The organism is Micromonospora sp. NBS 11-29, assembly GCF_002140155.1.
GTDB lineage: Bacteria > Actinomycetota > Actinomycetes > Mycobacteriales > Micromonosporaceae > Micromonospora.
The window spans coordinates 496,241-521,206 of record NZ_NAPR01000003.1; the positions used below are offsets into that span (position 1 = coordinate 496,241).

The following is a 24,966-nucleotide window of genomic DNA, read 5'->3' on the forward strand; positions in this document are numbered from 1 at the left end:
GGTCGGTGAGCCAGCGCCGCAGCGCGCCGGCCGTGGCGCCCGCGTCGTCCGGCGGCACCAGCAGGCCGGGCCGCTCGCCGCCGGGGGCGTGCCCGAGCGTGGCCGGCAGGCCGCCGGTGTCGCCGGCCAGCACCGGTACGCCCCGGGCCAGCGCCTCGGTGACCACCATGCCGTACGTCTCCCGCCGCGAGGGCAGGACCAGCAGATCGGCGGCGGCGTACGCGTCGGCCAGGTCCGCCCCGGTACGCGGGCCGGCCAGCCGCACCCGGCCGGTGAGACCGGTGTCGACGAGCCGCCGGCGCAGCCGGTCGACGAACGCCGGGTCCCGGTCGAGCGGGCCGACCCAGTCGCAGGTCCAGCGCAGGTCCGCGACCTCGGCGAGCGCGGCGGCCAGCACGTCGTGGCCCTTGACCGGGGTGAGGGCCGCGACGCAGAGCAGCCGGTGGCCGTCGGGCGTGCCGGCGGCGACCGGCGCCGGGTCGACCCCGGGCGGGGCCACCGTGATCCGGTCGGCGGCCAGCCGGTAGCGCTCCCGCAGCCGGCGGCGCGTCCACTCGCTGGTGGCGACCACCGCGCTCGCCGCCGCCAGCGCCCGCCCCTCCGCCTCGTCCTCGATCGGCAGGTGCACNCCACCAGGCGCAGCCGGGCGGCGTGCGGGGCGAGCACGTCCGGCACGGTCGAGGCGACCAGGCCGTCGAGCAGCACGGTCGCGCCCTCGGGCAGCCCGCCGAGCAGCCCGGCCAGCGCCGTCCGTTCGCGCTCGCCCGGGTGCGGCCAGCCGCCCGGCACCGGGTGCTCGCGCACGGTCCAGCCGAGCGCGGCCAGCCCACGGCAGACCTGCCGGTCGTACGCGTTGCCGCCGCTGGGGTTCGCCGGATCGTCGATGTCGCCCGGCAGCACCACGTGGACGGCGGTCATCCGGTCACAGCGACCGCTCGTAGCTCGCCCAGGCGACGTGCGACTCGTGCAGCGTGACGGTGATCCCGGCCAGGCCCCGCGCCCCCTCCCCCAGCCGGCCGGCGTGCACCGCGTCGGCGAGCCGGTCGGCCACCGTGCGCGCCAACACCTCGGTGGTGGTGTTCACCCCGGCGAAGGCCGGCTCGTCGTCCAGGTTGCGGTAGGTCAGCTCGCCGAGCACGGCCTTGAGCTGGTCGGTCGCCAGCCCGATGTCGACCACGATCCCGTCGTCGTCCAGCTCCGGCCGGCGGAACGTGGCGTCGACGACGAAGGTCGCGCCGTGCAACTTCTGGGCCGGGCCGAAGACCTCGCCGCGGAAACTGTGGGCGACCATCATGTGGTCCCGGACGGTCACGCTGAACACGATCACTCCTCGCTGTAGGTGATGAGATGGCAGAGCGCCGGCAGCCGGCCCGAGGCGAGCCGGTCCAGCACGTCGGGCAGGTCGGTGAAGCGGGACCGGCCGGTGAGCAGCGCGTCGAATACCGGGTCGGCCAGCAGGTCCAGGGCGAGCGCGAGCCGGTCGGCGTAGCTCCGGTCGGCCCGCCGGGGCGACACGGTGCCGACCTGGCTGCTGCGGATGCCGAGCCGCCGGGAGTGGAACACGCCGCCGAGCGCGAGCGTGACCGGACGGTCGCCGTACCAGCTCAACTCCAGCACGGTGCCCTCCGGGCGGAGCAGCTCCAGGCCGCGTTGCAGCCCGTCGGCGCTGGCGCTGGCGTGCACCACCAGGTCGCGTCCGCCGGTCGCGGCGGCGGGCGAGGCGAAATCCACGCCGAGCGCCGCGGCCACCTCGGCCCGCCCCGGGTCGGAGTCGACCAGCTCGACCCGGACGCCGGGGAACCGGGCCAGCAGCGCGGCCACGCCGCACCCGACCATGCCGCCGCCGATCACGGTGACCCGGTCGCCGACCAGCGGCGCGGCATCCCACAGCGCGTTCACCGCGGTCTCCACGGTGCCGGCCAGCACTGCCCGCTGTGCCGGCACCCCGTCCGGCACGACCACCACCGCGTCGGCCGGCACCACGTACGCGGTCTGGTGCGGGTGCAGGCAGAACACGGTACGGCCGCGCAGCTCCGCCGGGCCGGCCTCGACCGTGCCCACGCTGAGGTAGCCGTACTTGACCGGCGCCGGGAAGTCGCCGTCCTGGAACGGCGCGCGCATGGTGGCGTACTGGTCGGCGGGGACCCGGCCGGTGAAGACCAGCGTCTCGGTGCCCCGGCTGACCCCGGAGAACCGGGCTCGGACCAGCACCTCACCGGGGCCGGGCGGGTCGAGCCGGACCGGCCGGATCTCACCCTGGCCGGGGGCACGGAGCCAGAAGGCGTGGGCGTCGACGGTCACGAACCCTCCTCATCCCCGCGTTGCTCCGGGTTGTCGATCATAGACACGGACGCCGGGCGCTCCCGGTTCGAACCGCGCCCGTCGACCCGTTCAGGCCGCGCGTCGCCGCTCTCCCGTACGCCCGCCCGCCCGCTCGCCGTCGTCGGCGCGACGGCTGGCGTCCCCGGCCAGTCGCATGGCCCGGCGGGCGGCGGTCAGCGGCGCGCAGGGCGCGGGCCGCCGGGCGCAGAGCAGGCTGCTGCACCGGCCCTCAGCGTCCGCCCGGTGCGCGGCGGCCACGTCGTAGGCGGCCCGCCACAGCAGCGGGTCGGTGACGCCGTACGGCAGGACGGCGTCCTGACTGGACCTGGTCCGGATCGTGTCGGGCACCGGCGTTCCCCTCTCCGTCGTCGCTCACCACTCAGTGACCGGATGAGCCGATGTCAAACCTCCCACCTGCGTGGATTCGCCACCAGAGGGATACGTCACGCCTGGTACGCCCGTGTCTCGGCGGCCTTGACCGCGGCCCAGACCGGCTGGCCGGAACGCAGCCCGAGCTGCGCCGCCGCGGCGGGCGTGACGTCGGCGACCACCTCGACCGGGCCGCCGAGTTCGACCCGCAGGTGGTCGCCGTGCCGCTGCACCCCGGTGACGGTGGCCGCCCAGACGTTGCGCGGGCTGCCCTCGGGGCGGGCGGGATGCAGCGCGACGGCGGCCGGCGGGAACGCCACGAACGCCTCCCCGCGTACCGGGTCGGCGGTGGTGAGGGTGAGCCCGCCGACGGTGACCGTGCGCCCGTCGGCCCGGCCGCGGTGCAGGTTCAGCCCGACCAGGCGGGCCACGTAGTCGGTGCGCGGCCGGGCGGTGACGGTGGCCGCGTCGCCCTCCTGCACCACCCGGCCGTGCTCGACGATGACCAGCCGGTCGGCCAGCACCAGGGCGTCCAGCGGATCGTGGGTGACCAGCAACGTGGCGCCCGGATGCGCACCGAGGTGCCGCTGGAGTTCCGCGCGGGTGTCCAACCTGGTCCGCGCGTCGAGGGCGGCCAACGGCTCGTCGAGCAGCAGCAGCGTCGGCTCGACGGCCAGCGCGCGGGCCAGCGCGACCCGCTGGGCCTGCCCGCCGGAGAGCTGGCGGGGCCGGCGCCGGGCCTGCCCGCCGAGGCCGACCCGGTCCAGCCAGCCCTGCGCCCGGGCTCGGGCGGCACGCCGGTCGGCACCCCGGCGGCGGGGCCCGAACGCCACGTTGTCCAGCGCGCTGAGGTGCGGGAAGAGCAGGTAGTCCTGGAACACCACGCCGACCGGTCGCCGTTCCGGCGGCGTCCACACCCGCCGGTCGGGCCGGTCCAGGTCGACGCCGTCGAGGGTGAGGTGCCCGGCGGCGAGCGGATGCAGCCCGGCGAGCACCCGCAACGCGGTGCTCTTGCCGGCGCCGTTCGGCCCGAGCAGCGCCACCACCTCCCCGGCGGCGATGCGCAGCCGCACGTCCAGCCGGAACGCGTCCCGGTCGGCGATCAGGCGCGCGTCGAGCAGCGCGGTCATGTGACCCCGACCCAGCGGTCGCGCAGGCCGGCGAGGATGGCCACGGAGACGGTGAGCAGGATCAGGCTGAGCACGATCGCGGCCTCCAGGTCGGTCTCCAGGGCCAGGTAGACGGCGAGCGGCATGGTCTGGGTGCGGCCGGGATAGTTGCCGGCGAACGTGATGGTGGCGCCGAACTCGCCGAGCGCGCGGGCCCAGCAGAGCACCGCGCCGGCCGCCACGCCGGGGGCGACCAGCGGCAGCGTGACCCGGGTGAAGGTGGTCCAGCGCCCGGCGCCGAGCGTGGCGGCCGCCTCCTCGTACCGGGGGTCGGCGGCGCGCAGCGCCCCCTCGACGGCGATGACCAGGAACGGCATGGCGACGAACGCCTCGGCCAACACCACCCCGGCGGTGGTGAACGGCAGCGTGACCCCGAACGTGTCGTCCAGCCACGACCCGAGCAGCCCGCGCCGGCCGAAGACCAGCAGCAGCGCCACGCCGCCGACCACCGGCGGCAGCACCAGCGGCACCGTGACCAGCGCCCGGACCAGCCGGCGGCCGGGGAACTCCACCCGGGCCAGGAGCCAGGCCAGGGGTACGCCGAGCGCGACGCAGAGCAGCGTGGCGGCGGTGGCGGTCTCCAGGGACAGCCGTAGCGCGGTGAGCACGCCCGGTTCGGCCAGCCGCCGGGGCAGCGAGGTCCAGGGCGCGCGGACCAGCAGGCCGACCAGTGGCAGGACCAGGAAGACCAGGCCCAGCGCGGCGGGGACCAGCAGGGCCGCCGGCGTCCGTTGCCGGCACACCGGGCGGATCATCCGCCGGGCGGGGCCTGGAACCCGGCGGCGGTGAGCACGGCGAGCCCGGCGTCGGAGCGGACGAAGTCGACGAAGGCCCGGGCCCCGGCCGGGTTACCGGCGGCGCGCAGCACCACGATCGGGTAGTCGTTGACCGCGCGGGCGGACTCGGGGAACTCGACCGCGTCCAGGTCGGCGACGGCGGCCCGGACGTCGGTGCGGTAGACCAGCGCGGCGTCGACCTCGCCGAGCCGCACCTTGGCCAGCGCGCCCTTGACGTCCTGTTCGAGCGTGGCCGGGGTGAGCCGGACGCCGGCCGCGTCCAGCGCGGTGCGCGCCGCCGCGCCGCACGGCACCTGCTCGGCGCAGAGCGCCACCTTGACCCCGGGGCGGGTGAGGTCGGCCAGGCCGGCGACCCGGGCCGGGTTGCCCCTGGGCACGGCGACGACGAGCTGGTTGCGGACCAGGACGGCCGGGGCGCCGTCGGCGTCGCCGGCGTCCGTGACGGTCTTCATGGTGGCCGGGCTCGCGGCGGCGAACACGTCGGCCGGCGCGCCCTGGGTGATCTGGTTGGCCAGCGCGGAGCTGCCGGCGAAGTTGAACGTGACCGTGTGGCCCGGGTGGGCGGCCTCGAAGTCCTTGCCGAGTCGGGTGAACGACTCGGTGAGCGAGGCGGCGGCGAACACGGTCAGCGGGCCGCCGCCGTCGCGCCCGGTCGGCGACTCGTCCGCCCCGCCGCCGCAGCCGGTGAGACCGAGCGCCGCCACGAGCGCGCCGGCGAGGGCGGCCCGGAGCCACCGTACGGTCATGGGGTGGTCCTTCCCTTCGGCGCGGGAGCGCGCTCGACCACCACGGTGGTCGACTTGATCACCGCGACGGCGACGGAGCCGACCCGGAGGTCGAGGTCGTCGACGGCCTCGCGGCTCATCAGCGACACCACCCGGAACGGCCCGGCCTGGATGTCCACCTGGGCCATCACGGTGTCCTTGACCACGGCGGTGACGATGCCGCGCAGCCGGTTGCGGGCCGAGGAGAGCGCGGGGTGGCCGGGCGCGCGGACGAAGGCGGCCACGTCGACGCCGTCGAGCACGCGGTGGCCGTGCTCGTCGCGGCGGGCCGGCAACCGGCCGGCGTCGACCCAGCGGCGGACCGTGTCCGCGCTGACGCCGAGCAGTTCGGCGGCCTCGCCGATCCGGAACACCGTCACGCGGTGACCATACCGGGCCGCAGGTGCGAACGTGAAGGGGCGACCAGGCTCGCACAAACCAGGTGGATCGGCCTCGGCAGGCCGTAGGTGCGGTCGACTCAGTCGGCCGGGGCGAGCCGGACCCGGCGCAGCAGTTGCGCGTTGAGCGCCACCACGACGGTGGAGGCGGACATCAGCAGCGCGCCGAGCGCCGGACTGAGCGCGATGCCCACCCGGGCCAGCACCCCGGCGGCGAGCGGGATCGCCACCACGTTGTAGCCCGCCGCCCAGGCCAGGTTCTGCCGCATCTTCCGGTACGACGCGCGGGACAGCCGGATCACGCCGCCCACGCCGCGCGGGTCGGAGCCGGCGAGCACCACCCCGGCCGACTCGATCGCCACGTCGGTGCCGGCGCCGATGGCCACCCCGACGTCGGCGCGGGCCAGGGCCGGTGCGTCGTTGACGCCGTCGCCGACCATCGCCACGGTCAGGCCGCGCGACCGCAGTTCGGTCACCGCCTTGTCCTTGTCGGCGGGGAGCACCTCGGCGAAGACCTCGTCGACGCCGGGACGGAAGCCGAGGTCGGCGGCGACCGCCTCGGCGACCGGCCGGGCGTCGCCGGTGATCATGACGATCTTCCGTACCCCCAGGTCCCGCAGCTCGGCCACGGCGGCGCGGGCCTCCGGGCGGACCTGGTCCGCCAGGGCGAACGCGGCCACCACCTCGACGCCGCCGGTCGCCGGCAGCCGGAGCAGGTGCAGCACCGCGGCACCCCGGCCGGACCAGTCCTCGGCTGCCCGGGCCAGCTCGTCCGGAACCCGGGCGTCGCGCTCGCGCAGCAGGGCCGGACCGCCGACGGCCCAGTCGACGCCGTCCACGGTGGCGCGCACGCCCCGGCCGGTCAGCGAACGGAAGCCGTGGGCCCGGCGGCGTGCCCCCTTCGCGTCGGCGGCGGCGACCAGCGCCCGGGCGAGCGGGTGTTCGCTGTCCGCCTCCACCGCGCCGGCCAGGCCCAACGCGGCGTCCTCGCCCAGCCCGCCGGTGGTGGCCACCCCGGTCACCGCGTGCCGGCCGGTGGTGAGCGTGCCGGTCTTGTCGAACAGGACGGTGTCGACGGTGCGCATGCGTTCCAGCGCCAGCCGGTCTTTGACCAGGATGCCGGCCCGGGCGGAGAGCGCCGTGGAGAGCGCCACCACCAACGGGATGGCCAACCCGAGCGCGTGCGGGCAGGCGATCACCAGCACGGTCACGGTGCGCACCACGGCCTGGTCGGCGTCGCCGAGCAGGAGCCAGACCACGAACGTGGCCAGGCCGGCGAGCGCCGCCAGGTAGAACAGCAGCGCGGCGAAGCGGTCGGCGAGCACCTGCGCCCGTCCGCCGGAGGACTGTGCCTCGGCCACCAGCCGGCCGATGCCGGCCAGCGCGGTGTCCGCGCCGACGGCCTCGACGCGTACCCGCAGGGTGGAGTCGGTGGCGACGGTGCCCGCGACCACCCGGTCCCCGGCGGTGCGGGGCACCGGCCGGGACTCGCCGGTGATCATCGACTCGTCCAGTTCGGCCGCACCCTCGACGATCCGCCCGTCCGCCGGCACCCGGCCGCCGGACCGGATCAGCACCCGGTCACCCACCCGCAGCTCGGCGACCGGCACCGGGTGCGACCGGCCGGCGTCGTCGAGGCGCTCGGCGTCGTCGGGCAACAGGGCGGCCAGCGCGCCGAGCGCGCCGCGCGCCTGCCCGACCGCGCGCATCTCCTGCCAGTGCCCGAGCAGCATGATGGTCACCAGCGCGGCCAGCTCCCACCAGAAGTCCAGGTCGAACAGGCCGAGGCTGGTGGCCGCCGAGGCGAGGTACGCGACCACGATCGCCATCGAGATCAGCAGCATCATGCCGGGGGCGCGGTCGCGCAGCTCGCGCAGCCCGCCGGTGAGGAACGGCCAGCCGCCGTAGCCGAAGACCACCGAGCCGAGCACCGGGCCGACCCAGCGCACCCCCGGCACGTCCAGCGAGTAGCCGAACCAGTCCATCACCATGTGACTGGTGAGCACGATCGGCACGGTCAGCGCCAGACTCAGCCAGAACCGGCGGCGGAACTGCTCCGGGTCGTGCCCGGCGTGGTGTCCGTGCGCGTGGGCCATCGGACCTCACCTCCGAGGACACCATACCCCCCGGGGGTAAAAGGCGGCATCGCCTCGTCAGGACCGGTCGTAGACGGTCACCGGGATGCCGCGGGCGCAGAGCGCGCCCAGCACCAGCGGCTCGATCCGCTGCCACGACCCGCCGGCCAACCCGCGACCGATGCGGGGCATGTGCACCGACGCGCCCAACTCCTCGGCGCGGTCCGCCAGGGTCGTGAGACAGCGCTCCACCGCGTCGTACCGGATCGGCGGCCCGGCGCTGCCCCGGCGCATCCCGCGCTGCCCGACCATGTTGGCCACCCACAGGTCCGGTGCCACCCGCACCAGCCGGGTGGCGCCGAGCCCGAAGTCGTTGCGGGCCCGGTGCCGGTGCCAGTCCCGGTAGTCACGCTCCGGCTCCGGCCAACGCCGCGAGATGGCCAACACGAAGCCCTTCCCCCAGCCGCCCAGGTCGTTGCAGACATGGGCGATCACCTTGGGGCCCTTCGCCTGCGGGCTGGTCGCATCCCCCTGGATGATCCGAAGCGCGGTCACGACCAGGATCCTGCCCGAACGGTACGACGCTCAGTGCCCCTGCCGGGCGCCGACGCTCGGCCCGCCCACCGTCGCCTTGTCCTGCCACGGCCAGCGGCCGTCCAGCTCCACCTCCAGCGAGAAGCTGAGGAACGTGCGGACCAGCACGATCAGCGCCAGCACGCCGACGCTGGTGAACGTGGGCGACACCGCGACCGTGCGGATGATGTCGCCGCCGACCAGGAACTCCAGGCCGAGCAGGATGGCCCGCCCGACCCCCTGCCGGTACGCTCGGTAGTGCGCGATGACCTGCCGGGTCCGTCCGCAGCGCATCGCGAAGACCACCGTGGCGACCCCGACGCCGACCGCGATGACCAGCACCCCGGCCAGGTCCAGCAGCGCCCCGACGTGCTGGATGAGCTCCTTGGTCGGCACCCGACACCCCCGTACGGCCTCGGGTCCAGCCTGGCGCATCCGCGCGGGTGGCGAGCGGTTTCCGCCGGCAACCCGCCGCAGGCCACGTCACGCAGCGTGATGCTGCCGGAGCGGAGTCGACTCGGAAGCCACATACCTCACGGTCATAATTATGACGGTGAGGTATATGCCGCGCGGACCGTCTTCTCCGCCGCGCCCCTGGCAGCTTCGGGCCGCCTGGTTGTCCGGCCAGGGCCGACCGTGCCGGCTCAGTCCTGTGCTTGCCAGCGGTAGAACACGGTGGCGACCGAGTCCTGGGGGCCGTGCCACCGGTCCGGCCGGTACGGCTCGACGTACGGGGCGAGGTCGGCCATCACCTTGCCGAAGGCCGGCTTGTCGGCGTGCTGGTCCCGGGTGGCCTCGGCGGCCGACGACTCCTGCTCCAGCAGGTGCACGTAGACGTCGTCGATCGAGTAGAGCCAGCGGCCGGTGACGCCCAGGTCGGTAGGGAGCGGCCCGGCGTCGGACTCGGTGAACACCCGGGCCACGTCCGGCTCGGCGCCCGGCTTGATCCGCCCGACGATGACCGTCAGCGTGGTGTCCGTGGGCGGCTCACCCGGCGGCGCCCAGTGGTAGAACTCCTTGGCCACCGAGTCGGACGGGTTCTTCCAGTCGCGCGGGTACGGCGTCACGTACGGGCCGATCTCCTCGGCGATCTTCTGGAAGGCGGGCAGCCCGCGGGTCTGCCCGGAGATCCGCGGGTCCTGCTCGCGTTCGATCACGTGCAGGTAGAGGTCGTGGTGCGACAGCAGGTAGCGCCCGATCACCCCCAGGTCCTGCGGCCGGGTGGCCTGGTCGTAGTGGCCGAAGACGTCGCCGACGACCTGCTCGCTGCCGGGGACCAGGTGGCAGACGATGACGTTGCGGAAGACCATGGTTGCTCCTCAGACGGTGGTGAAGGTGACCGGCAGTTCCAGCAGGCCACGGAACGGCGAGGCGGCGGGCAGCCGGCGCACCTGGGCGCGGGGGACGGCGAGGCGCAGGTCGGGCAGGCGCCGCAGCAGCGCGGAGAGCGCGAGTTCCGCCTCCATCCGGGCCAGCGAGACACCCAGGCAGTAGTGCACGCCGTGGCCGAAGCCGAGGTGGGGGCCGCGGACCCGGCGCAGGTCCAGCCGGTCCGGGTCGGTGAAGTGGGCGGGGTCGTGGTTCGCCGCGTTGATCGCCACCCCGACGATCGCGCCGCGCGGGATGCGTACCCCCTGGTAGTCGACGTCCTCGGTGGCGATGCGCGGGCTGGCCACCGGCAGCGGGCCGTCGAACCGGAGCAGTTCCTCGATCGCCGCCGGCAGCAGGCGGGGCGTGGCGCGCAGCAGGGCGAGCTGCTCGGGGTGGGTGAGCAGGGCCAGCACGGCGTTGCCGAGGAAGTCGGCGGTGGTCTGGTGCCCGGCGAACAGCAGCAGGAACGTGGTGGTGACCAACTCCGCCTCGGACAGCGTCCGGTCCCGGTCGACGGCGTCCACGAGCGCGCCGATGATGTCGTCGGCCGGGTCGTCGCGCTTGGCCCGGACCAGGTCGGCCAGGTAGTGGTGCAGCCGTAGCTGGGCCTCCTGCACCGCCGCCCGTTCCTCGGCCGGCGGCCGGCTGGTCGAGCCGGAGGTACGGATGACCTGGGTCCAGTCGAGCACCTGGTCGTGGTCGGCCGGGGGCACGCCGAGCAGCTCGCAGATCACGGTCATCGGCAGCGGGATGGCGAAGTCCCGCATCAGGTCGGCCTCGCCCTGCGGCGTCATCTTGTCGATGAGCTGGGCGACGATCGCCGCCACCCGGGGGCGCAGCGCCTCGATCCGCCGGGGCGCGAACGCCTGGGACACCACCCGGCGCAGCCGGGTGTGCTCCGGCGGGTCGGAGTTGAGCATGTTGCGGTTCAGCCCCTCCGAGTTCGGGCCGAAGATCCGCAGGTAGTGCTGGTCGGGGCCGTAGAGGTCCTTGGACAGCCGCGGGTCGGTCAGCGCGGCCCGTGCGTCGTCGAAGCGGGTGATCAGCCACGAGTCGAAGCGCGGCGAGCCGACCGGGCAGACCGGCCGTTCGCCGCGCAGCCGGGCGAAGGTCGGGTACGGGTCGGCCGCGAACGCGTCGGTGTACAGCTCACTCGCCGGCACCACCTCCTCGGTCATCGCCCCTCCCCCGGCTCGCCGGCCACGCTGTGCAGCACCTGGTAGGTGTGTCGCTCGGCGGACTCGCGCAGGTCCCGGATGACGCGCAGCAGCCGGTCCCGGTGCGCGCTGCGACCGAACGCGTCCAGCCGTTCCCGGTCCGCCCAGTCGCTGATGACCAGATAGCTGCGCGGGTCGTCGGCGTCGCGGACCAGATCCTGGTGCAGGCAGCCGTCCAGGGTGCGGATCTCCTCGGCGGCGCTGCGCCACTCCGCCTCGAAGCGTTCCGCGCAGCCCTCCCGGGTCCGCATCGCCAGCACCGTGCGCACCCGGCTCATCGCACACCGCCGAACACCAGGTGCAGGTGCTTGCGCAGCGCGTCCGGGTCGACCGGGGCGCCACGGAAGCCGACGTGCCCGTCCGGGCGGATCAGGTAGAGCCCGGTGCCGGCCAGCCCGTACCCGGCGCGGAACCGGCGGTCGCCGTCGCGCACCACCGGCGGGTCGGCCAGGTGCGGTTCGTCCGCGTCCGGGTCGAGCAGCAGGTACGCGTCGAGTTCCCCGCCGGCCAGGCGGCGCGCGTCGGCGCAGAGGTCGGGCAGGCCGGCCAGCTCGACCGGGTCGGCCGTGGCATCGGCGTAGAGCAGCAGCGTGTGCCCGGTGCCCCGGGTCAGGTCACGTAGCCGCAGCGGGTGCCCGACGCCGTGCCGGCGCAGGCCCTCGACGTCCGGGGCGAGGTCCCCGGGGCGGGGCGCGTCGCCGAGCGCGGCCGGGTCGGCGACCGTCTCGCCGACCAGCGGGCTGCCGGCGTAGCTGAGCAGCATGCCCATCTCCTGGAGAAACTGCCGTTCCAGGTCGGCGCGGTCCACCTCCTCGGTGCCGGCCAGCCGGACCGCCCGACCGACGATCTCCTCGCCCTCCGGTCGCCGCTCGGTCTCGTAGCTGTCCAGCAGGCCGGGTGCGGCCAGCCCGCGCACCCCCAGGGCCAGCTTCCACGCCAGGTTCCAGGCGTCCTGGATGCCGGTGTTCATGCCCTGACCGCCGGCCGGCGGGTGCAGGTGGGCGGCGTCGCCGGCGACGAAGACCCGACCGTCGCGGTAGCGGTCGACGATGCCGTGGCTGATCCGGAACACCGACGACCAGCGCAGGTTCGTCGCCCGGGTGCCGGGCGGGGCGAGGCGGTCGAGGGCGGCCTGCACGTCGTCGAGCGTCGGGGAGGCCAGTTCCTCGCTGAACCCGGGTGGGGCGTCGCGCCCGCCGGTCTGGGCGAAGAACCGGGGCGGGGCCAGGGTGGCGATGCGGTAGCGGCGCTCCCCGCGCAGCGGCACGCAGACCAGCATCCCGTCCATCTGTCCGTCGGTCAGGTGCAGGAACCGCAGCAGGTGCCCGGCGGGCATGTCCCAGTCCACGTCGACGTCGACGAGCATGAACAACTGCGGGAAGCGGCCGAGCCCGCCGGTGAAGGTGAGGCCCAGCCGCTCCCGTACCCGGCTGTGCGCGCCGTCGCAGCCGACCAGGTACGCGGCGCGTACCGTCTCGGTGGCGCCGTCGGCGGTGCGGACGGCGGCGGTCACGCCGTCCGCGTCCTGGGTGAAGTCGACCAGCTCGGCGCCGCGTCGCGGGCGCACCCCGAGGGTGGCCAGCCGGTCGGTGAGGATCCGCTCGGTCTCGTACTGCGGCAGGCCGAGGTGGGCGTAGGGCAGCCCGGGCAGCTCCCAGCTCATCCGGTGGGTCTGCGCGCCGTTGACGAAGACCATGTTGCCGGTGAGCCAGATGCCGGCGTCCATCGCCTCCCGGACGACGCCCTGTTCCTCCCAGATCTCCATGGTGCGGCAGTGCACGCCGATCGCCTTGTCCGCCTGGTCGGGCGGGGTGACCTGTTTGTCGATCACCAGGCAGTCGATGCCCCGCCGGGCCAGTTCGACAGCGGCGGTCAGCCCGGTCGGCCCCGCCCCGACGACGAGTACGTCTGTTGTCCTGTGCACGTCGGCCTCCCAGCCCGTGGTGGAGTGTCGGCTGCCGTCCGCATCGGACACGACGTGGAACAGCCGGCGCCGGATGTCGAGAAGGAACGGTGCGATCGGCCCGGCCTGCACGGAGGCGTGGGCCGGGTCGCCGATCCAGGCGAGGAACGACGCGGCACCGTCCCACTCGGCGACGATGTGGTGGATGTCGGAGCCGGGTTCGCGCAGCAACTGTTCGCGGCGGTAGCCGGGGACCGCGGTCATCCGCCGGACCACCTCGGGGTAGCCCTGGTGGAACTCGGCGAGCCGGTCGAGCGGCACGGCCAGCTCGACGTCCACGTAGACCGGCCCGTCGCCGTCCCCGGTCTCCCGCATCAGCGGATACCCGGGGTCGTCGGCCGGCTCGGTCAGCGGCCGGAGCAGGCCGGCCAGGCGGGCCGCCACCAGCCCCCGCCGGTACGCGCGCAGCGCCGCCTCGTCGGCCCACTCGGTGAGGACGACGAAGCCACGCGGGTCGAGGGCGTCGCGCAGCAGCTCGTTGCGCAGGTTGCCGGGCAGCGCGCTGAGCTGCCCGGCGACCGTCTCGAACGCCGGACCGACCGCGGGTTCGCAGCCGGGGCGCGCGCGCAGCCGGAGCATCGTCCTGATCATGCAGCCCCCTCGAACGGTGCCGTCGTCGTGCCGCGACCCTGCCGCAGCGCGCGTCACCCGCTCGTCACCGTCGCCCCGGCGCACGTCCGGTCCCGGTGACGCCACCGGGACGGCGGGCTGATCGCAGGTTCTCGCCGCCGGCCCCGACGCGCGCCGCCCTCACTCGGTGAACTCGCAGAAGGACAGCGCCCTGTCGAACCGCCGGACGGCGAGGTCGTCGTGGCGGATCAGGAACCGCGCGTTGACGTACTCCTCGTCCGGTACGCCGAACTGCGCCAGCGGCACCCATTCACGCATCACCCGCTGCTGTTCCTCGTACCGGGCCACCATCCGCTCCGCGCGGGGCAGGGACCGCCCCTGCTGAACCCGCACCGGGTCCATCATGATCGACTCGGGCGGGTCCTGCGCCGAGATGGTGTAGCCGCCGACGAAGACGTCGCGCTGAATCCGCGAGTTCCGCTCCGGCCAGAGCTGCTCGACCAGCGCGCCCATCTCCTTGCGGTGCGGCATGTCGCGGAGGAGCTGGATCTGGGTGTCGCACAGCCACTCCTCCGGACGGTCGAGCCAGTCCGGCAGCTCCGCCTGGACGGCGGCGTACATCTCGTGTTCGGGGGCGAGGAAGGGCTCCCGGGCGGTCCCGGCGGGTAGGACGTACTCACCGTCGGCCGTCTCGGCGCCGGCCGGGACGTACACCACCCGCGCGTACGCCTTCTCGTTCTCGATGCCGCAGGCGTCCTGTGCGCCCTCCTGGTCGAGGAAGAACAGCAGCGTGCCATCGGCCGGCAGGGCGAGGTCGGGCACCCGGGGCAGCGCCGCGCAGTCGAGCCGGAGCAGGAACGGCAACGGGATGCCCTCCGGGCACGTGGGCCACGGCGTGCCGACCGGCAGCCGCGGCCGCCCGCCCCGCCGCCCGGCGTGCACCCCTTCCTCGCGCTGCCAGGCGTGGATCGGGAACCGGATCAGCTCCGCGAAGCGGGCCACCTCGTCCTCGGGCACGCCCTGCTCGACCGCCGCCCGCCGGAATTGATCTCTCTCGTTCATGACCGTGGAGGGTAACCACGCCGGCCGGGGATCAGGGCCCGGTACGCGGCCGCACCGCCGGTGACCAGGTGACGTCGTAGCGCGGGGCGGCCACCGCCTCGGCGAACGCGGTCGCCGCCGCCGGTGAGCCGGCGATGCGCCAGTCCTTCTCCTTGTCCACCTCGAACCAGATCAACCCGATCAGGTGTGGATAGCGGGGCAGGGCGCGGAACGTGTCCCGGATCCACCGCGCCTTGTGCCCGGCGGCGTCGGCGGCGCCGGTCTCGGTGACCACGAGCGGCCTGTCGGTGACCTTGCGGATCTCCGCGATCGTCGGGCCGAAGATCTCGTCGAACGACCAGTACGTCTTGGTGAACGCGCCGCTGCCGTAGTAGCCGGTGACACCCACCCAGTCGACGTACTCGTCGCCCGGGTAGAGCCCGGTGACCCCGGCGGTCGTCTTGTCCCAGCGGGCGTTCGGGCTCCACACCCAGGTGACATTCGTGGCGCCGGCCTCGGCGAAGACGTCGTGCACGTGCCGCCAGGCCCGGACGTAGTCGCCGGCGCGGTTGCCGTTGGCCCGCTCGCACCAGGGGTACCAGTCGCCGTTCATCTCGTGCGCGAAGCGGATCGCGACCGGGTAGCCCAGCGACCGAACGCCCTGCGCCCAGGAGCGCAGGTACGGGTCGAAGTCGCCGCGCGCGATGCGGGCCAGCCGGTAGTCCGGTTGGGTGGCGCGCAGCCGGTCGATCTGCCGGCCGGTCAGGCCGGCAGCCTGGGCCGCCCGGTCGACCGTGTGGTCCCACGGCTCCCAGCCGAGCATCGGCATCATGCCCCGCCCGGCGATCCGGTCGAACAGGCTCCGGTCGAACGCGGCCGACGCCCAGTCGGCACCGAAGAGCATCACCTGCGGCGACCGCCCGGCCGCCTCGGCGAACCGGTCCACCGGCGTGAAGTCGTACGGGCCCTTGTCGGTCATCACCCCGACGAACGCCCGCCCGGCCGGCGGGAACGGGCCGCCGCGCGGGCTCGGCCCGACCGCCGCCGGCACGTCGGTGCTCGCCGGTGGCGTCGCCGGGGCGGGCTGTCGCGCCGCGGCGTCGGCGCCCGGGTCGCGCCACGCCCCCGGCGCCACCACGAAGGCGTACGCGAGCAGCAGCAACCCGGCCAGCGCCAGGCCGATCCGGGGCAGCGTCGGCCTCAGCACGGCACACCGCCGTCGGTCACCGGCCGGAGCGCCGCCTGGGGCTCCCGGGCCACGTCGGCGGTCCGGTCCCGACGCGCCCGCAGACTCTCCACCCAGGAGATCAGCGGCGGCGCGAGCCCGGCCAGCAGCGTCAGCGCCGGCCAGACCCGCAGCAGCGGACAGCCGTGGTCGAGCGCGAAGCTCGCCGCGAGCAGCCCGGCGGCGGCGAGCGCCCAGCACAGGTGCAGCCGGAACGTACGCGGCGACTCCACGGTGCGCAGCGCGCCCTTGGGGGTGACCACGAACCCGAGCTTGCGGCGCAGCAGGGCGCCCACCGCCGCGGCCACGTAGACCGGTCCGGCGAAGAGCGCGAGCGCCATGCCGACCATGCCCACCTCCTCCCGCTCGTGCGGGGCGATGTTGAAGCGGCGCAGCCACAGCCAGAGCAGGAACCAGGTGCCGATGGTGGAGCCCCACAGCGCCGCCCAGACCTGCGGGTCGAGCCGGCCCGCGTCGAAGCCGGTGAGCAGGTACAGCGCGGTGACGGCGTTGCCCAGCAGCAGGCTCACCGCCACGCTCGGGTAGTAGAACTGGAGCAGCCGGTACTGCCGGCGACGGCGCGACGGCAGGTCGCGCGGCGTGCGCAGCTCGCGCCGGAGCAGGATCTCGCAGATGCCGGCCGCCCAGCGCTTCTGCTGGTTGAAGTAGTCCGCCCAGGAGGTCGGCCCCTCCCCCAGCGCCACCACGTCCGGGGTGTAGACGCCCTTCCACCGGTTGCCGGTGGCCGGGTTGACCGCGGCGTGCACGCGGATGCTGGTGAGGTGGTCCTCGATGATCGAGTCCTGGTAGCCGCCGACGGTCCGCCAGGCCGCCGGACGGTAGACGTGCCCGGTGCCGGTCAGCAGCGGCGCGTCCAGGCCGTTGCCGCCCCGGGCGATCAGCCCGTTGTAGAGGTACTGCTGCACCGAGGCGCCGTGGGCGACGAAGTTCTGGTGCGTGTTGCCGTACACCTGGGGGGTCACCACGAACGCGACGTCCGGGTCGCGGAAGTAGCCGAGCGTGCGTTCCAGGAAGTTCGGCAGCGGCACATGGTCCGGGTCGACCACGCCCACCACGTCGTAGCGGTGCTCGTGCTCGGCGCGCCAGGCGTTGTGGTTGCCGGACTTGGTCCGGGCCCGGAACTCGCCGTGCGGCCGGTTGTACTCCGGCCGGCCCCGGCGGGTGAAGTGGCGCACGCCGAGGCGCGTGGCCATCGCCCGCACCGCGGGGTCGTCGCCCTCGTCGAGGATCCACACGTCGACCCGTCCGCAGTAGACGATCTCGCGGAGCCGGCGCAGCGTCCGCTCGGCGACCTCGATCGGTTCCTTGCTCGGCACGATCGTGGTGAGCAGGGCCACCCGCAGCCCCACCGGCGGGTCGACCGGCACCGGGTCGCGGGCGTGGAAGGCGAACACCCACACCACCACGTTCTGGGCCAGGCGGATCAACTCGACACCCACCACCACGCAGAACGCGAGCCGGGCGGTCAGCGTCTGCCAGCCGCCGAACCCGACGACCCCCGGCCCGGGTACGTGCTGCGGCAGCAGCAGCCAGCCGACGAACAGCAGGCCGGCGGCGCTGTTGACCAGCACCAGCAGGGTCAGCGTCAGCCGCGCGGCGACCGAGGCGGTCGGGCGGAACTCGACCGCCGCGTCCGGGCGGCGGGGCGGGCGCAGCGGCCCGGCGGTGGCGCCGCAGCGCGCGTACGCGAGGCGGGTCCGCAGGTCGCGTTGCCGGCGCTCCGAATCCGGACCGGCGTGCCGTCGGGGCGGAGCGGCCCCCGGCGGGCGGTCGCCGGGAATCCCGGGCGCGGTGGCGCGGGACGGGCGTGTGTCGGCGGCGACGGCCATGTTTCCCCCGTGGGCTGCGTCCGGCTCGCCCCGAATGCTAAGTCGACATAAGCGCAAAAAGGGTGCGAATCAGGCGATTGACAGTCCGTCGCCCACCAGGAGCACCACCGTGAACCCGGTCGGCCGCCAGGCTCGGGCCGGCCGGTATCCGGCTCGGAGCGCCCGGCTCGCCGGCCCGTCGCCGTCGCCGGACGCCCACGGCCCGCCCCGGTGGCCGGGCTGGATGAGCCAGAGCCGGCGCGGACCTCCGGCGCACCCGGCACAGGCGAGCCCCGGGTTCACGGCGAGCACGTCGGTCGGCCGGCGGTCGGCCGGGACGTAGCGCGCCACCAGCGTGCGCGCGGCCGGATCGTCGTAGAGCACGCCGTCGCCCGGCTGTCGCAGCCCGCCGACGATCGCGGCGACCCGGCGGGGGTCCTGGCCGTGCCCGTCGGGCGCCCGGACGGCGGCCTGGGCCGGCGCGCCGACCAGGGCGATCACGGCCAGCCCGGCCACCGCCCAGGTGGTGCTCATGCGGGACAGGGCCACCGCGCCGAGCACCGCCCAGGCCGGCACCGTGACGAACAGGGCGGCCGGCGACCACACCGGCGTGGCCCACGCGACGAGCAGCAGCCCGAGCGCCGGTACCAGCGCCCACGCCGTGCAGATGCCGGCGGGGTACCGCAGTGGGAGGCTGAACAGCGCCAGCGCGGCCAGCACCACGCCGAGCGCGGCGACGCCGAACAGCTCCCGGGGGGCGGCGGCCAGGACGGCCGGATCGGGACGGACCCCGGGCGGCAGGAACCGGCCGCCACCCGCGCCGGCGGTGAGCAGCGCGGCGACGCCGAGCACGCCCGGGGCCGCGGCGCACAGCCAGCGACCGGCCGTGCCGCGCCGAAACGCGAGCACGACCCAGCCGTGGCCGGCGAGCAGCAGCAGCGCCCCGGCCTGGCAGAGACCGAGCAGGACCACCGCGCCGGCGTACGCCGTGAGCCGGCGCGCGGTCGGCCGGTCGAGGACCGGCAGCAGCAGCCAGGTGGCGAGCACGGCCGCGCACACCGCCGCCGCGTGCGGCTGCGCCTCCTGCGCGTACCCGGTCGAGGTCGGCAGCACGGCGAGGAGCACGCCGGCCAGCACCCCCGTGCCGGGCCCGAACAGCCGGGCGGCGAGCGCTCCGACGAGCGCCGCGGCCGCGACCATCGCCAGCAGCGAGGGTACGCGCAGCGCGAGGTCGGTCGCGCCGAACGGCTCCGCCCAGGCCCGGACCAGCAGGTGGTACGGCACGAGCGCGCGGTCGCCGGCCGACGCCTCGGGCCAGGGCGCGACGGCCGCGCGCCAGGTGGCCAGCTCCTCGGCCCGCAGCCCCGGCGTGGCGAGCCCGGCGCCGCCGAGCCCGCCCATCACCAACGCCGGCAGCAGCCACGCGGCGACCCGCCACCGGGCGGCGACGGCCGAGGCGCGGGCGACGCGGCGGGACCGGGGCGGGCGGTCCTCGCCCCACGGGTCCTCGACGCCGACCTCGGCCGCGCCGAGCCGGGGCAGGACCATGGTGTCCGCGTCCATCATCGTGACTCACGCATCCCTGTGGGGGCCGACACCGGGGTGCCCTGCTTCGAGGGCTGGATGACATCCCGGAGCCTACGGAGTCCACCGGACATACGGACCATATATCCCAAATCACCCCGACGGGGTGATCGCCGGCCCCCCCNCACCGCGGGGACGCGTTGGTGATCGCGACGGTGTCCCCGGTCAGCGTGGTCGACGCCCGCGTGTCCCGCCGCGTGCTCGTGCCGGTCCACAGCTCGACGTCGCCCGGCTCCACGACCCGGGTGAGCGTGCGGTCGGAGAAGGCCAGACGGGTGGTGGGCACGGTCAGTTCGACGGTGACCGACTGGCCCGGCTCCAAATGCACCCGGCGGTAGCCGAGCAACTGCGCCACCGGCCGGGTCACCGAGGCCACCAGGTCACGACCGTAGAGCTGGACCACCTCGTCGCCGGCGACCGCGCCGGTGTTCGTCACCCGCACCGTCACGGGCAACTCCCCGTCGGTCGGCACGGTGGCGGGCACGTCGAGGTCGGTGTGCGCGAACGTGGTGTACGACAGCCCGTGCCCGAACGGCGCCACCGGCGTCGCCGGCAGGTTGGTCACCTCGTTGCCCTCGCCCAACGTGGGATGCAGGTACGAGTACGGCTGCGCACCGGCCGAACCGGGCAGGCTGACCGGCAGCCGGCCCGACGGGTTGACCCGCCCGGAGAGCACGCCCGTGATCGCGGCGGCGCCCTCCTCACCGGGGAAGAACGCCTGCACCACGGCCGCGCACCGCGCCAACGCCCAACCCAGCGCGTACGGCCGCCCGGTGAGCAGCACCAGCACGACCGGGGTGCCGGTCGCCAGGACCGCCTCGACCAGCTCCCGCTGCACGCCGGGCAGCTCCAGGTCGTCCCGGTCGCAGCCCTCACCCACCGTGCCGCGCCCGAAGAGACCGGCGTGGTCGCCGACGACCAGGACGGCGACGTCGGCCGCGGACGCCGTGGCGACGGCCTCCGCGAAGCCGGACCGGTCCTCGCCGTCCACGTCGCAGCCACCCGCCCAGGTGACGTGGTCGGCGCCGAACTCGGCGCGCATCGCGTCGAGGACGGTCGGCACCTCGATGCCGGTCTCCACCCCGGGATGCTGCACGAGCACGTGGTTGAGGAAGGAGTAGCACCCGAAGAGCGCGCCCTGCCGGTCGGCGTTCGGGCCGACGACCGCCACCCGCCGGCCCGCCGGCAGGGGCAGCACCCCCTGGTTGGCGACCAGGACGACCGACTCCTCGGCCAGCCGGCGCGCGATCGCGCGGTGCGCCGGCGAGTCCAGGTCGACCGCGCCGGGCGGCTCGTCGGTGAACGTGGCGTCGAGCAGTCCGAGCGCCTGCTTCTGGCGCAGCACCCGCAGCACCGCCCGGTCCAGGAGCGCCTCGTCGACCGTGCCGGCCTGCACCGTGTCCCGCAGGGTCAGGTAGGCGTCGCCGGTCGGCAGCTCGACGTCGACCCCCGCGGCCAGCGCCTGCCCGGCCGCCTCCGCGTGGTCGCCGGCCACATGGTGCAGCAGGTTGAGGAAGGCCACCCCGTAGTAGTCGGCCACCACCGTGCCGTCGAAGCCCCACCGGTCCCGCAGCACCCCGGTCAGCATGGTCGGGTCGGCGGCGACCGGCACGCCGTCGATCTCGGCGTACGAGTGCATGACGCTGCGGGCGTCGCCGTCGAGGATGGCCATCTCGAACGGCACCAGCAGCACGTCGGCCAGCTCCCGGGGGCCGGCGTGCACCGGGGCGAAGTTGCGTCCGGCGCGCGACGCCGAGTAGCCGGCGAAGTGCTTCAACGTCGCGTGCACCCCCTCGGACTGGAGGCCGCGCACGTAGGACGTGCCGATGGTGCCCACCAGGTACGGGTCCTCGGCGATGCACTCGTCGACCCGACCCCAGCGCGGGTCCCGGATCACGTCCAGCACCGGCGAGAGCCCCTGGTGGATGCCGAGCGCCCGCATCGAGGACCCGATCGCGGCGGCCATCTCGGTGACGAGGTCCGGGTCGAACGCGGCGCCCCAGGCCAGCGGCGTCGGGAAGGTCGCCGCCCGCCACGCCGACAGGCCGGTGAGGCACTCCTCGTGCACGATCGCCGGGATGCCCAGCCGGGTGCCCGTCACCAGGCTCCGCTGGAACGACCACAGCCAGGCCGCGCGGGCCGTGGCGTCGACCGGGCGGGTGCCGTAGGTCCGGGTCAGGTGGCCCAGCCCGTGCCGGGAGAAGTCCTCCAGCCGGAGGGCCTCGGCGAACTCGCCCTGCAGGGGCGCGACCGCCTCGCCGTCCTCCTTCTCCCAGAACCCGACCACCTGCGCGATCTTCTCGTCGATCGTCATCCGGCCGAGCAGCTCACGGACGCGCGCCTCGCCGGCGTGCCCGTCCGACCGGTGGTCGCCCGGACCGGCCTGAACCGGCGCCGGTCCGTCCACCACCGCGTGGACCTCTGTCATGGTGTGCCTTTCCCTTGGTTGTGCTCGTACCGCCGCTCAGCCCTTGACCGCACCCTGGAGGCCACCCACGATCTGCTTCTCGGCGAGCGTGAAGAAGACCAGTGCCGGCAGCATCGCCAGCGAGGTGAAGGCGAGGACGCCCGCCGTGTCGGTGGTGTACTGGCTGGAGAAGTTCTGCACGCCCAGCGGCAGGGTGTGCAGGCTGACGTCGCCGAGGACCAGCAGCGGCAGCAGGAACGCGTTCCAACTCGCCACGAACGCGAGGATCCCGACGGTGACCAGCGCGGGACGCGACAACGGCAGCACGATGCGCCACAGGAAACCGAGCCGGTCCGCGCCGTCGATCGCGGCGGCGTCCTCCAGTTCGCGCGGGATGGCGGACAGGAACGGGCGCAGGATGACGATCGTGATCGGCAGTGAGAAGGCGACCTGCGGGAGGATCACCGCCCAGTAGGAGTTGATCAGGTTGAGGTCGCGCAGCATCAGGTACAGCGGCAGGATGGCCGCGCCGGCCGGGAAGAGCAGGCCGAGGGTGAAGAAGGTGTTCAGCGCCTCCCGGCCGCGGAAGGTGTAGCGGGCGATCACGAACGCGGCGCAGAGGCCGAGCACCACCACGCCGAGGGTGGTGCCGAACGCGATCACCGCGCTGTTGAACGCCTGCCGCCAGAAGTCGCTCTGGGTCAGCACCCGGGTGTAGTTCTCCCAGACCCACGGGTCGGGCAGCCCGGCCGGGTCGTCGACGATCTGCGGGGTGGTGCGGAAACCGCCGACGATGACGTAGACGATCGGGGCGATGGACACCGCGGCGACCGCGAGCGCGAGCGCGTACGTCAGTGGCGTGCCCAGCGAGATCGGGCGGCGGCCGGCGGCCGGGGAGACGACGGAATTGGCGGTCACGCTCAGTTCGCCCTTCTCGTGATGGCGCCCTCGATGTCGCGGCGGAGCAGGAACCGCTGGAACAGCAGCGCCGCGACGAAGGAGATGACGAACAGGATCACGGCAACCGCGTTGCCGTAGCCCCACAGGCGGGCGAAGAACCCGTTGTCCACCATGTACGTCGCCATGGTGGCCGACGCGCCGAGGGAGCGCACCGCGGGCACCGAGGTCACCCAGACCACGTCGAAGACCTGCAACGAGCCGATCATCGACAGGAACATCCAGATCCGGATGGTCGGGCCGAGCAGCGGAAGCGTGATGTGGCGCTGGGTCTGCCACCAGCTCGCGCCGTCGATCGCGGCGGCCTCGGTCAGCTCCTCGGGCACGTTGGACAGACCGGCGAGCAGGAGGATGATGGCGAATCCGACGTACTTCCAGGTGAGCACGAACAGCAGCGTCCAGATGACCACGTCGAGGTCGGCGAGCCAGGGCTTCACCAGGCCGCCCAGGCCCACCGACCGCAGCAGCACGTCGACGGTGCCGTCGCCGGTCAGGATGAGCTTCCACATGATGCCGATGGTGACCTCGGCGAGCACGTACGGCACGAAGGCCAGCAGGCGGAACGCGGAGCGTCCACGGAAGCGGCGGTTGAGCAGAAGGGCGACGCCCAGCGCGATCGGGCCCTGGATCAGCAGCGACCCGAACACCACGATGGCGTTGTTGCGCAGCGCGTCGAGGAAGATGGGGTCCTGGAACGCGAGGGTGTAGTTCTTCAAGCCGACGAACTCGGTGGGTGGGCCCACCCCACGCCACCGGAACAGGCTGTAGTAGAACGCGAAGCCCATCGGCACCAGCACGAACGTCACGTAGACGATGAGCGCCGGCGTGGTGAGGCCGACGATCTCGTACCACTTGCGGCGCGTCTGCGCCCGGCGCGAGGACGAGCGTCCGGCGGGCCGGGGGCCCGCCNGTGGAGGTCACTTGCTCGCGGCCGCCTTCATGGCCGAGACGACCTTCTCCGGCGTGCCGTTGCCGGCGAAGATGGCGACAATGGCGTCGTTCATCGCGCTGCCGACCGTGCTGCCGTAGGCGGTGTCCAGCCAGAGCTGCACGTAGGTGGCCTCGGACGTGGCCGTCAGGATGGACTTCAGCGCCGGGTCCGTCACGCCGTCCGCCGCACCCTTGACGACCGGGAGGCCGGTGCCGGTCGCGGCGTAGCCCTTCTGCACCTCCGGGCTCACCAGGTACTTCAGGAACTCGACGCACTCGGCCGGGGCCTGCTTGGCACAGGCGAAGCCGTCGCCGCCACCGAGCGCCGCCTTCGGGTCACCGGCGGAGCCGGAGATCGCCGGCACCGGGAACCAGCCGAGGAACTTGCCCAGCGCCGCCTTGTCCGTGGCGACGGTGTCCAGGGTGCCCCGGTTCCAGTCGCCCATCAGCTCCATCGCGGCCTTGCCGTTGGCGAGCAGACCGTTCGCGCTGGTCGGGTCGTTCTGGCCGGGCGTGGCGATGAAGTTGTTCTGGAACGGCTTGGTGTCGATGAAGGTCTTCAGGTCCTGGCCGGCCTTGACGAAGCAGGGGTCGTCGAAGTTCCGGTCTGTGGAAGCCTTCTTCAGGGTGTCGACCGAGCAGGCGCGCAGCGCGTAGTTGTACCACCAGTGCGCGGCGGGCCACTTGTCGCCCGCGCCGAGGGCGATCGGGGTGACGTTGACGGCCTTGAGCTTGGTGACCGCGGTGTTCAGCTCGTCGAAGGTGGTCGGCGGCGCGGTGATGCCCGCCTTGGCGAACAGCTCCTTGTTGTACCAGACGCCCTCGATGCCCATCCGGTACGGCAGACCGTACTGCTTGCCGTTGACCTGCCAGATCTCGGCGGCTGAGCCGATCTCGCCGACCTCGGCCTTGACCTGGTCGGTGATGTCCTTCAGGTAGTCGGCCTCCACCTGCTCCCGCATCTCGCCGCCGCCCCATGCCTGGAAGACGTCCGGCGGGTCGTTGCTCAGCAGCGCGGCGGGGAGACGGGTGCGCTGGAGCTGGTTGGTCTCGATCGCCTCGATTTCGATCTTGACCGTGGGGTGGAGCGCGGAGAAGTCCTTGGCGACCTTCTCCCAGTACGTCTTGCCGGGGCCGTCCTGGGAGGCGTTGTGCCACCAGGTCAGCGTCACCGGGTTCTTGTACAGCTCACCCTGCGCGGGGGTGTCCTCGTCGTCGCCGCCACCACCGCAGCCGGCAGCGAGCAGGGTGCTTGTCATCAGCAGTGCCAGGACGGACGCCGCTCGGCGCTTCGTCGCCATAGATGTCTCCTCGACCACTCAGTCGGGTTACTTGCGGGGGAGTTTTACAAACCCGAAACTTGATGTCAATCGGTATCGATAACGTTTTCGACATCACCATGACG

At 74.1% G+C, this 24,966-nt stretch carries 21 protein-coding genes and 2 pseudogenes; all 23 read right to left on the reverse strand.

From position 1 onward, the window contains the following. Positions 1 to 918, reverse strand: a pseudogene (locus B1205_RS03605) (glycosyltransferase family 4 protein); the annotation flags it as partial. A gap of 4 nt (positions 919 to 922) precedes the next feature. Beyond that, positions 923 to 1,321: a 6-pyruvoyl trahydropterin synthase family protein gene (locus B1205_RS03610; protein ID WP_089154396.1), complete on the reverse strand. Its 399-nt coding sequence runs from the start codon at positions 1,319 to 1,321 to the stop codon at positions 923 to 925. 2 nt (positions 1,322 to 1,323) lie between these two features. Beyond that, positions 1,324 to 2,301: a zinc-dependent alcohol dehydrogenase gene (locus B1205_RS03615; RefSeq protein WP_089154280.1), complete on the reverse strand. Its 978-nt coding sequence runs from the start codon at positions 2,299 to 2,301 to the stop codon at positions 1,324 to 1,326. Between the two features lie 90 nt (positions 2,302 to 2,391). Beyond that, positions 2,392 to 2,670, reverse strand: a complete 279-nt coding sequence (locus tag B1205_RS03620) for a hypothetical protein (protein ID WP_089154281.1) — start codon at positions 2,668 to 2,670, stop codon at positions 2,392 to 2,394. A gap of 95 nt (positions 2,671 to 2,765) precedes the next feature. Then, positions 2,766 to 3,821: an ABC transporter ATP-binding protein gene (locus B1205_RS03625; RefSeq protein ID WP_089154282.1), complete on the reverse strand. Its 1,056-nt coding sequence runs from the start codon at positions 3,819 to 3,821 to the stop codon at positions 2,766 to 2,768. Beyond that, the gene (locus B1205_RS03630; RefSeq protein ID WP_089154283.1) at positions 3,818 to 4,615 is read right to left on the reverse strand and encodes an ABC transporter permease; all 798 of its coding nucleotides are present in this window, start codon (positions 4,613 to 4,615) and stop codon (positions 3,818 to 3,820) included. The genes B1205_RS03625 and B1205_RS03630 overlap by 4 nt, the downstream gene beginning before the upstream one ends. Then, on the reverse strand, positions 4,612 to 5,403 hold the full coding sequence (gene modA / locus B1205_RS03635; RefSeq protein WP_089154284.1) for a molybdate ABC transporter substrate-binding protein: 792 nt from the start codon (positions 5,401 to 5,403) through the stop codon (positions 4,612 to 4,614). The genes B1205_RS03630 and modA overlap by 4 nt, the downstream gene beginning before the upstream one ends. Beyond that, positions 5,400 to 5,801 (reverse strand): TOBE domain-containing protein, encoded by a 402-nt coding sequence (locus B1205_RS03640; RefSeq protein WP_089154285.1) that lies wholly within the window; start codon positions 5,799 to 5,801, stop codon positions 5,400 to 5,402. Before B1205_RS03640 ends, modA begins: the two co-directional genes overlap by 4 nt. A gap of 98 nt (positions 5,802 to 5,899) precedes the next feature. Next, positions 5,900 to 7,915: a heavy metal translocating P-type ATPase gene (locus B1205_RS03645; RefSeq protein ID WP_089154286.1), complete on the reverse strand. Its 2,016-nt coding sequence runs from the start codon at positions 7,913 to 7,915 to the stop codon at positions 5,900 to 5,902. A gap of 57 nt (positions 7,916 to 7,972) precedes the next feature. Continuing rightward, a complete protein-coding gene (locus tag B1205_RS03650; protein WP_089154287.1) occupies positions 7,973 to 8,449 on the reverse strand; it encodes a macro domain-containing protein in 477 nt (158 codons plus the stop codon). A 30-nt stretch (positions 8,450 to 8,479) separates the two neighbouring features. Continuing rightward, positions 8,480 to 8,863: a DUF1622 domain-containing protein gene (locus tag B1205_RS03655; RefSeq protein ID WP_089154288.1), complete on the reverse strand. Its 384-nt coding sequence runs from the start codon at positions 8,861 to 8,863 to the stop codon at positions 8,480 to 8,482. Positions 8,864 to 9,111: 248 nt separating this feature from the next. Further along, positions 9,112 to 9,777 (reverse strand): TcmI family type II polyketide cyclase, encoded by a 666-nt coding sequence (locus tag B1205_RS03660; protein ID WP_089154289.1) that lies wholly within the window; start codon positions 9,775 to 9,777, stop codon positions 9,112 to 9,114. Positions 9,778 to 9,786: 9 nt separating this feature from the next. Beyond that, positions 9,787 to 11,016: a cytochrome P450 family protein gene (locus B1205_RS03665; RefSeq protein ID WP_089154290.1), complete on the reverse strand. Its 1,230-nt coding sequence runs from the start codon at positions 11,014 to 11,016 to the stop codon at positions 9,787 to 9,789. Beyond that, positions 11,013 to 11,333, reverse strand: a complete 321-nt coding sequence (locus B1205_RS03670; protein ID WP_089154291.1) for a putative quinol monooxygenase — start codon at positions 11,331 to 11,333, stop codon at positions 11,013 to 11,015. Before B1205_RS03670 ends, B1205_RS03665 begins: the two co-directional genes overlap by 4 nt. Continuing rightward, positions 11,330 to 13,597 (reverse strand): FAD-dependent oxidoreductase, encoded by a 2,268-nt coding sequence (locus B1205_RS03675; protein WP_254909681.1) that lies wholly within the window; start codon positions 13,595 to 13,597, stop codon positions 11,330 to 11,332. Before B1205_RS03675 ends, B1205_RS03670 begins: the two co-directional genes overlap by 4 nt. 171 nt (positions 13,598 to 13,768) lie before the next feature. After that, on the reverse strand, positions 13,769 to 14,650 hold the full coding sequence (locus B1205_RS03680; RefSeq protein WP_089154293.1) for a DUF1963 domain-containing protein: 882 nt from the start codon (positions 14,648 to 14,650) through the stop codon (positions 13,769 to 13,771). A gap of 31 nt (positions 14,651 to 14,681) precedes the next feature. Continuing rightward, positions 14,682 to 15,836 carry a glycoside hydrolase family 26 protein gene (locus B1205_RS03685; protein WP_089154294.1) on the reverse strand — a complete coding sequence of 385 codons (1,155 nt, stop codon included), beginning with the start codon at positions 15,834 to 15,836 and terminating at the stop codon, positions 14,682 to 14,684. Beyond that, positions 15,830 to 17,704: a glycosyltransferase family 2 protein gene (locus tag B1205_RS03690; RefSeq protein ID WP_089154295.1), complete on the reverse strand. Its 1,875-nt coding sequence runs from the start codon at positions 17,702 to 17,704 to the stop codon at positions 15,830 to 15,832. The genes B1205_RS03685 and B1205_RS03690 overlap by 7 nt, the downstream gene beginning before the upstream one ends. A 69-nt stretch (positions 17,705 to 17,773) precedes the next feature. Continuing rightward, the gene (locus B1205_RS03695; RefSeq protein ID WP_176308405.1) at positions 17,774 to 19,249 is read right to left on the reverse strand and encodes a glycosyltransferase family 39 protein; all 1,476 of its coding nucleotides are present in this window, start codon (positions 19,247 to 19,249) and stop codon (positions 17,774 to 17,776) included. 229 nt (positions 19,250 to 19,478) lie between these two features. Next, positions 19,479 to 21,695 (reverse strand): annotated as a pseudogene (locus tag B1205_RS03700) (glycoside hydrolase family 3 N-terminal domain-containing protein); the annotation flags it as partial. A 36-nt stretch (positions 21,696 to 21,731) separates the two neighbouring features. Next, entirely contained in the window at positions 21,732 to 22,598 is an 867-nt protein-coding gene (locus B1205_RS03705; RefSeq protein WP_089154397.1) for a carbohydrate ABC transporter permease, read from the reverse strand. After that, on the reverse strand, positions 22,595 to 23,437 hold the full coding sequence (locus B1205_RS03710; RefSeq protein ID WP_254909682.1) for a carbohydrate ABC transporter permease: 843 nt from the start codon (positions 23,435 to 23,437) through the stop codon (positions 22,595 to 22,597). Before B1205_RS03710 ends, B1205_RS03705 begins: the two co-directional genes overlap by 4 nt. Positions 23,438 to 23,548: 111 nt before the next feature. Next, a complete protein-coding gene (locus tag B1205_RS03715) occupies positions 23,549 to 24,862 on the reverse strand; it encodes an extracellular solute-binding protein (RefSeq protein ID WP_089154297.1) in 1,314 nt (437 codons plus the stop codon). Positions 24,863 to 24,966 lie beyond the last annotated feature (104 nt).

Excerpts from the sequence above, each read along its gene's own strand:
- B1205_RS03695 (WP_176308405.1), bottom strand. The coding sequence starts at position 19,249 with ATGATGGACGCGGACACCATGGTCCTGCCCCGGCTCGGCGCGGCCGAG.
- B1205_RS03675 (WP_254909681.1), bottom strand. The coding sequence starts at position 13,597 with ATGCTCCGGCTGCGCGCGCGCCCCGGCTGCGAACCCGCGGTCGGTCCG.
- B1205_RS03715 (WP_089154297.1), bottom strand. The coding sequence starts at position 24,862 with ATGGCGACGAAGCGCCGAGCGGCGTCCGTCCTGGCACTGCTGATGACA.
- B1205_RS03645 (WP_089154286.1), bottom strand. The coding sequence starts at position 7,915 with ATGGCCCACGCGCACGGACACCACGCCGGGCACGACCCGGAGCAGTTC.
- B1205_RS03625 (WP_089154282.1), bottom strand. The coding sequence starts at position 3,821 with ATGACCGCGCTGCTCGACGCGCGCCTGATCGCCGACCGGGACGCGTTC.
- B1205_RS03660 (WP_089154289.1), bottom strand. The coding sequence starts at position 9,777 with ATGGTCTTCCGCAACGTCATCGTCTGCCACCTGGTCCCCGGCAGCGAG.
- B1205_RS03670 (WP_089154291.1), bottom strand. The coding sequence starts at position 11,333 with ATGAGCCGGGTGCGCACGGTGCTGGCGATGCGGACCCGGGAGGGCTGC.
- B1205_RS03630 (WP_089154283.1), bottom strand. The coding sequence starts at position 4,615 with ATGATCCGCCCGGTGTGCCGGCAACGGACGCCGGCGGCCCTGCTGGTC.
- modA (WP_089154284.1), bottom strand. The coding sequence starts at position 5,403 with ATGACCGTACGGTGGCTCCGGGCCGCCCTCGCCGGCGCGCTCGTGGCG.
- B1205_RS03665 (WP_089154290.1), bottom strand. The coding sequence starts at position 11,016 with ATGACCGAGGAGGTGGTGCCGGCGAGTGAGCTGTACACCGACGCGTTC.
- B1205_RS03680 (WP_089154293.1), bottom strand. The coding sequence starts at position 14,650 with ATGAACGAGAGAGATCAATTCCGGCGGGCGGCGGTCGAGCAGGGCGTG.
- B1205_RS03690 (WP_089154295.1), bottom strand. The coding sequence starts at position 17,704 with ATGGCCGTCGCCGCCGACACACGCCCGTCCCGCGCCACCGCGCCCGGG.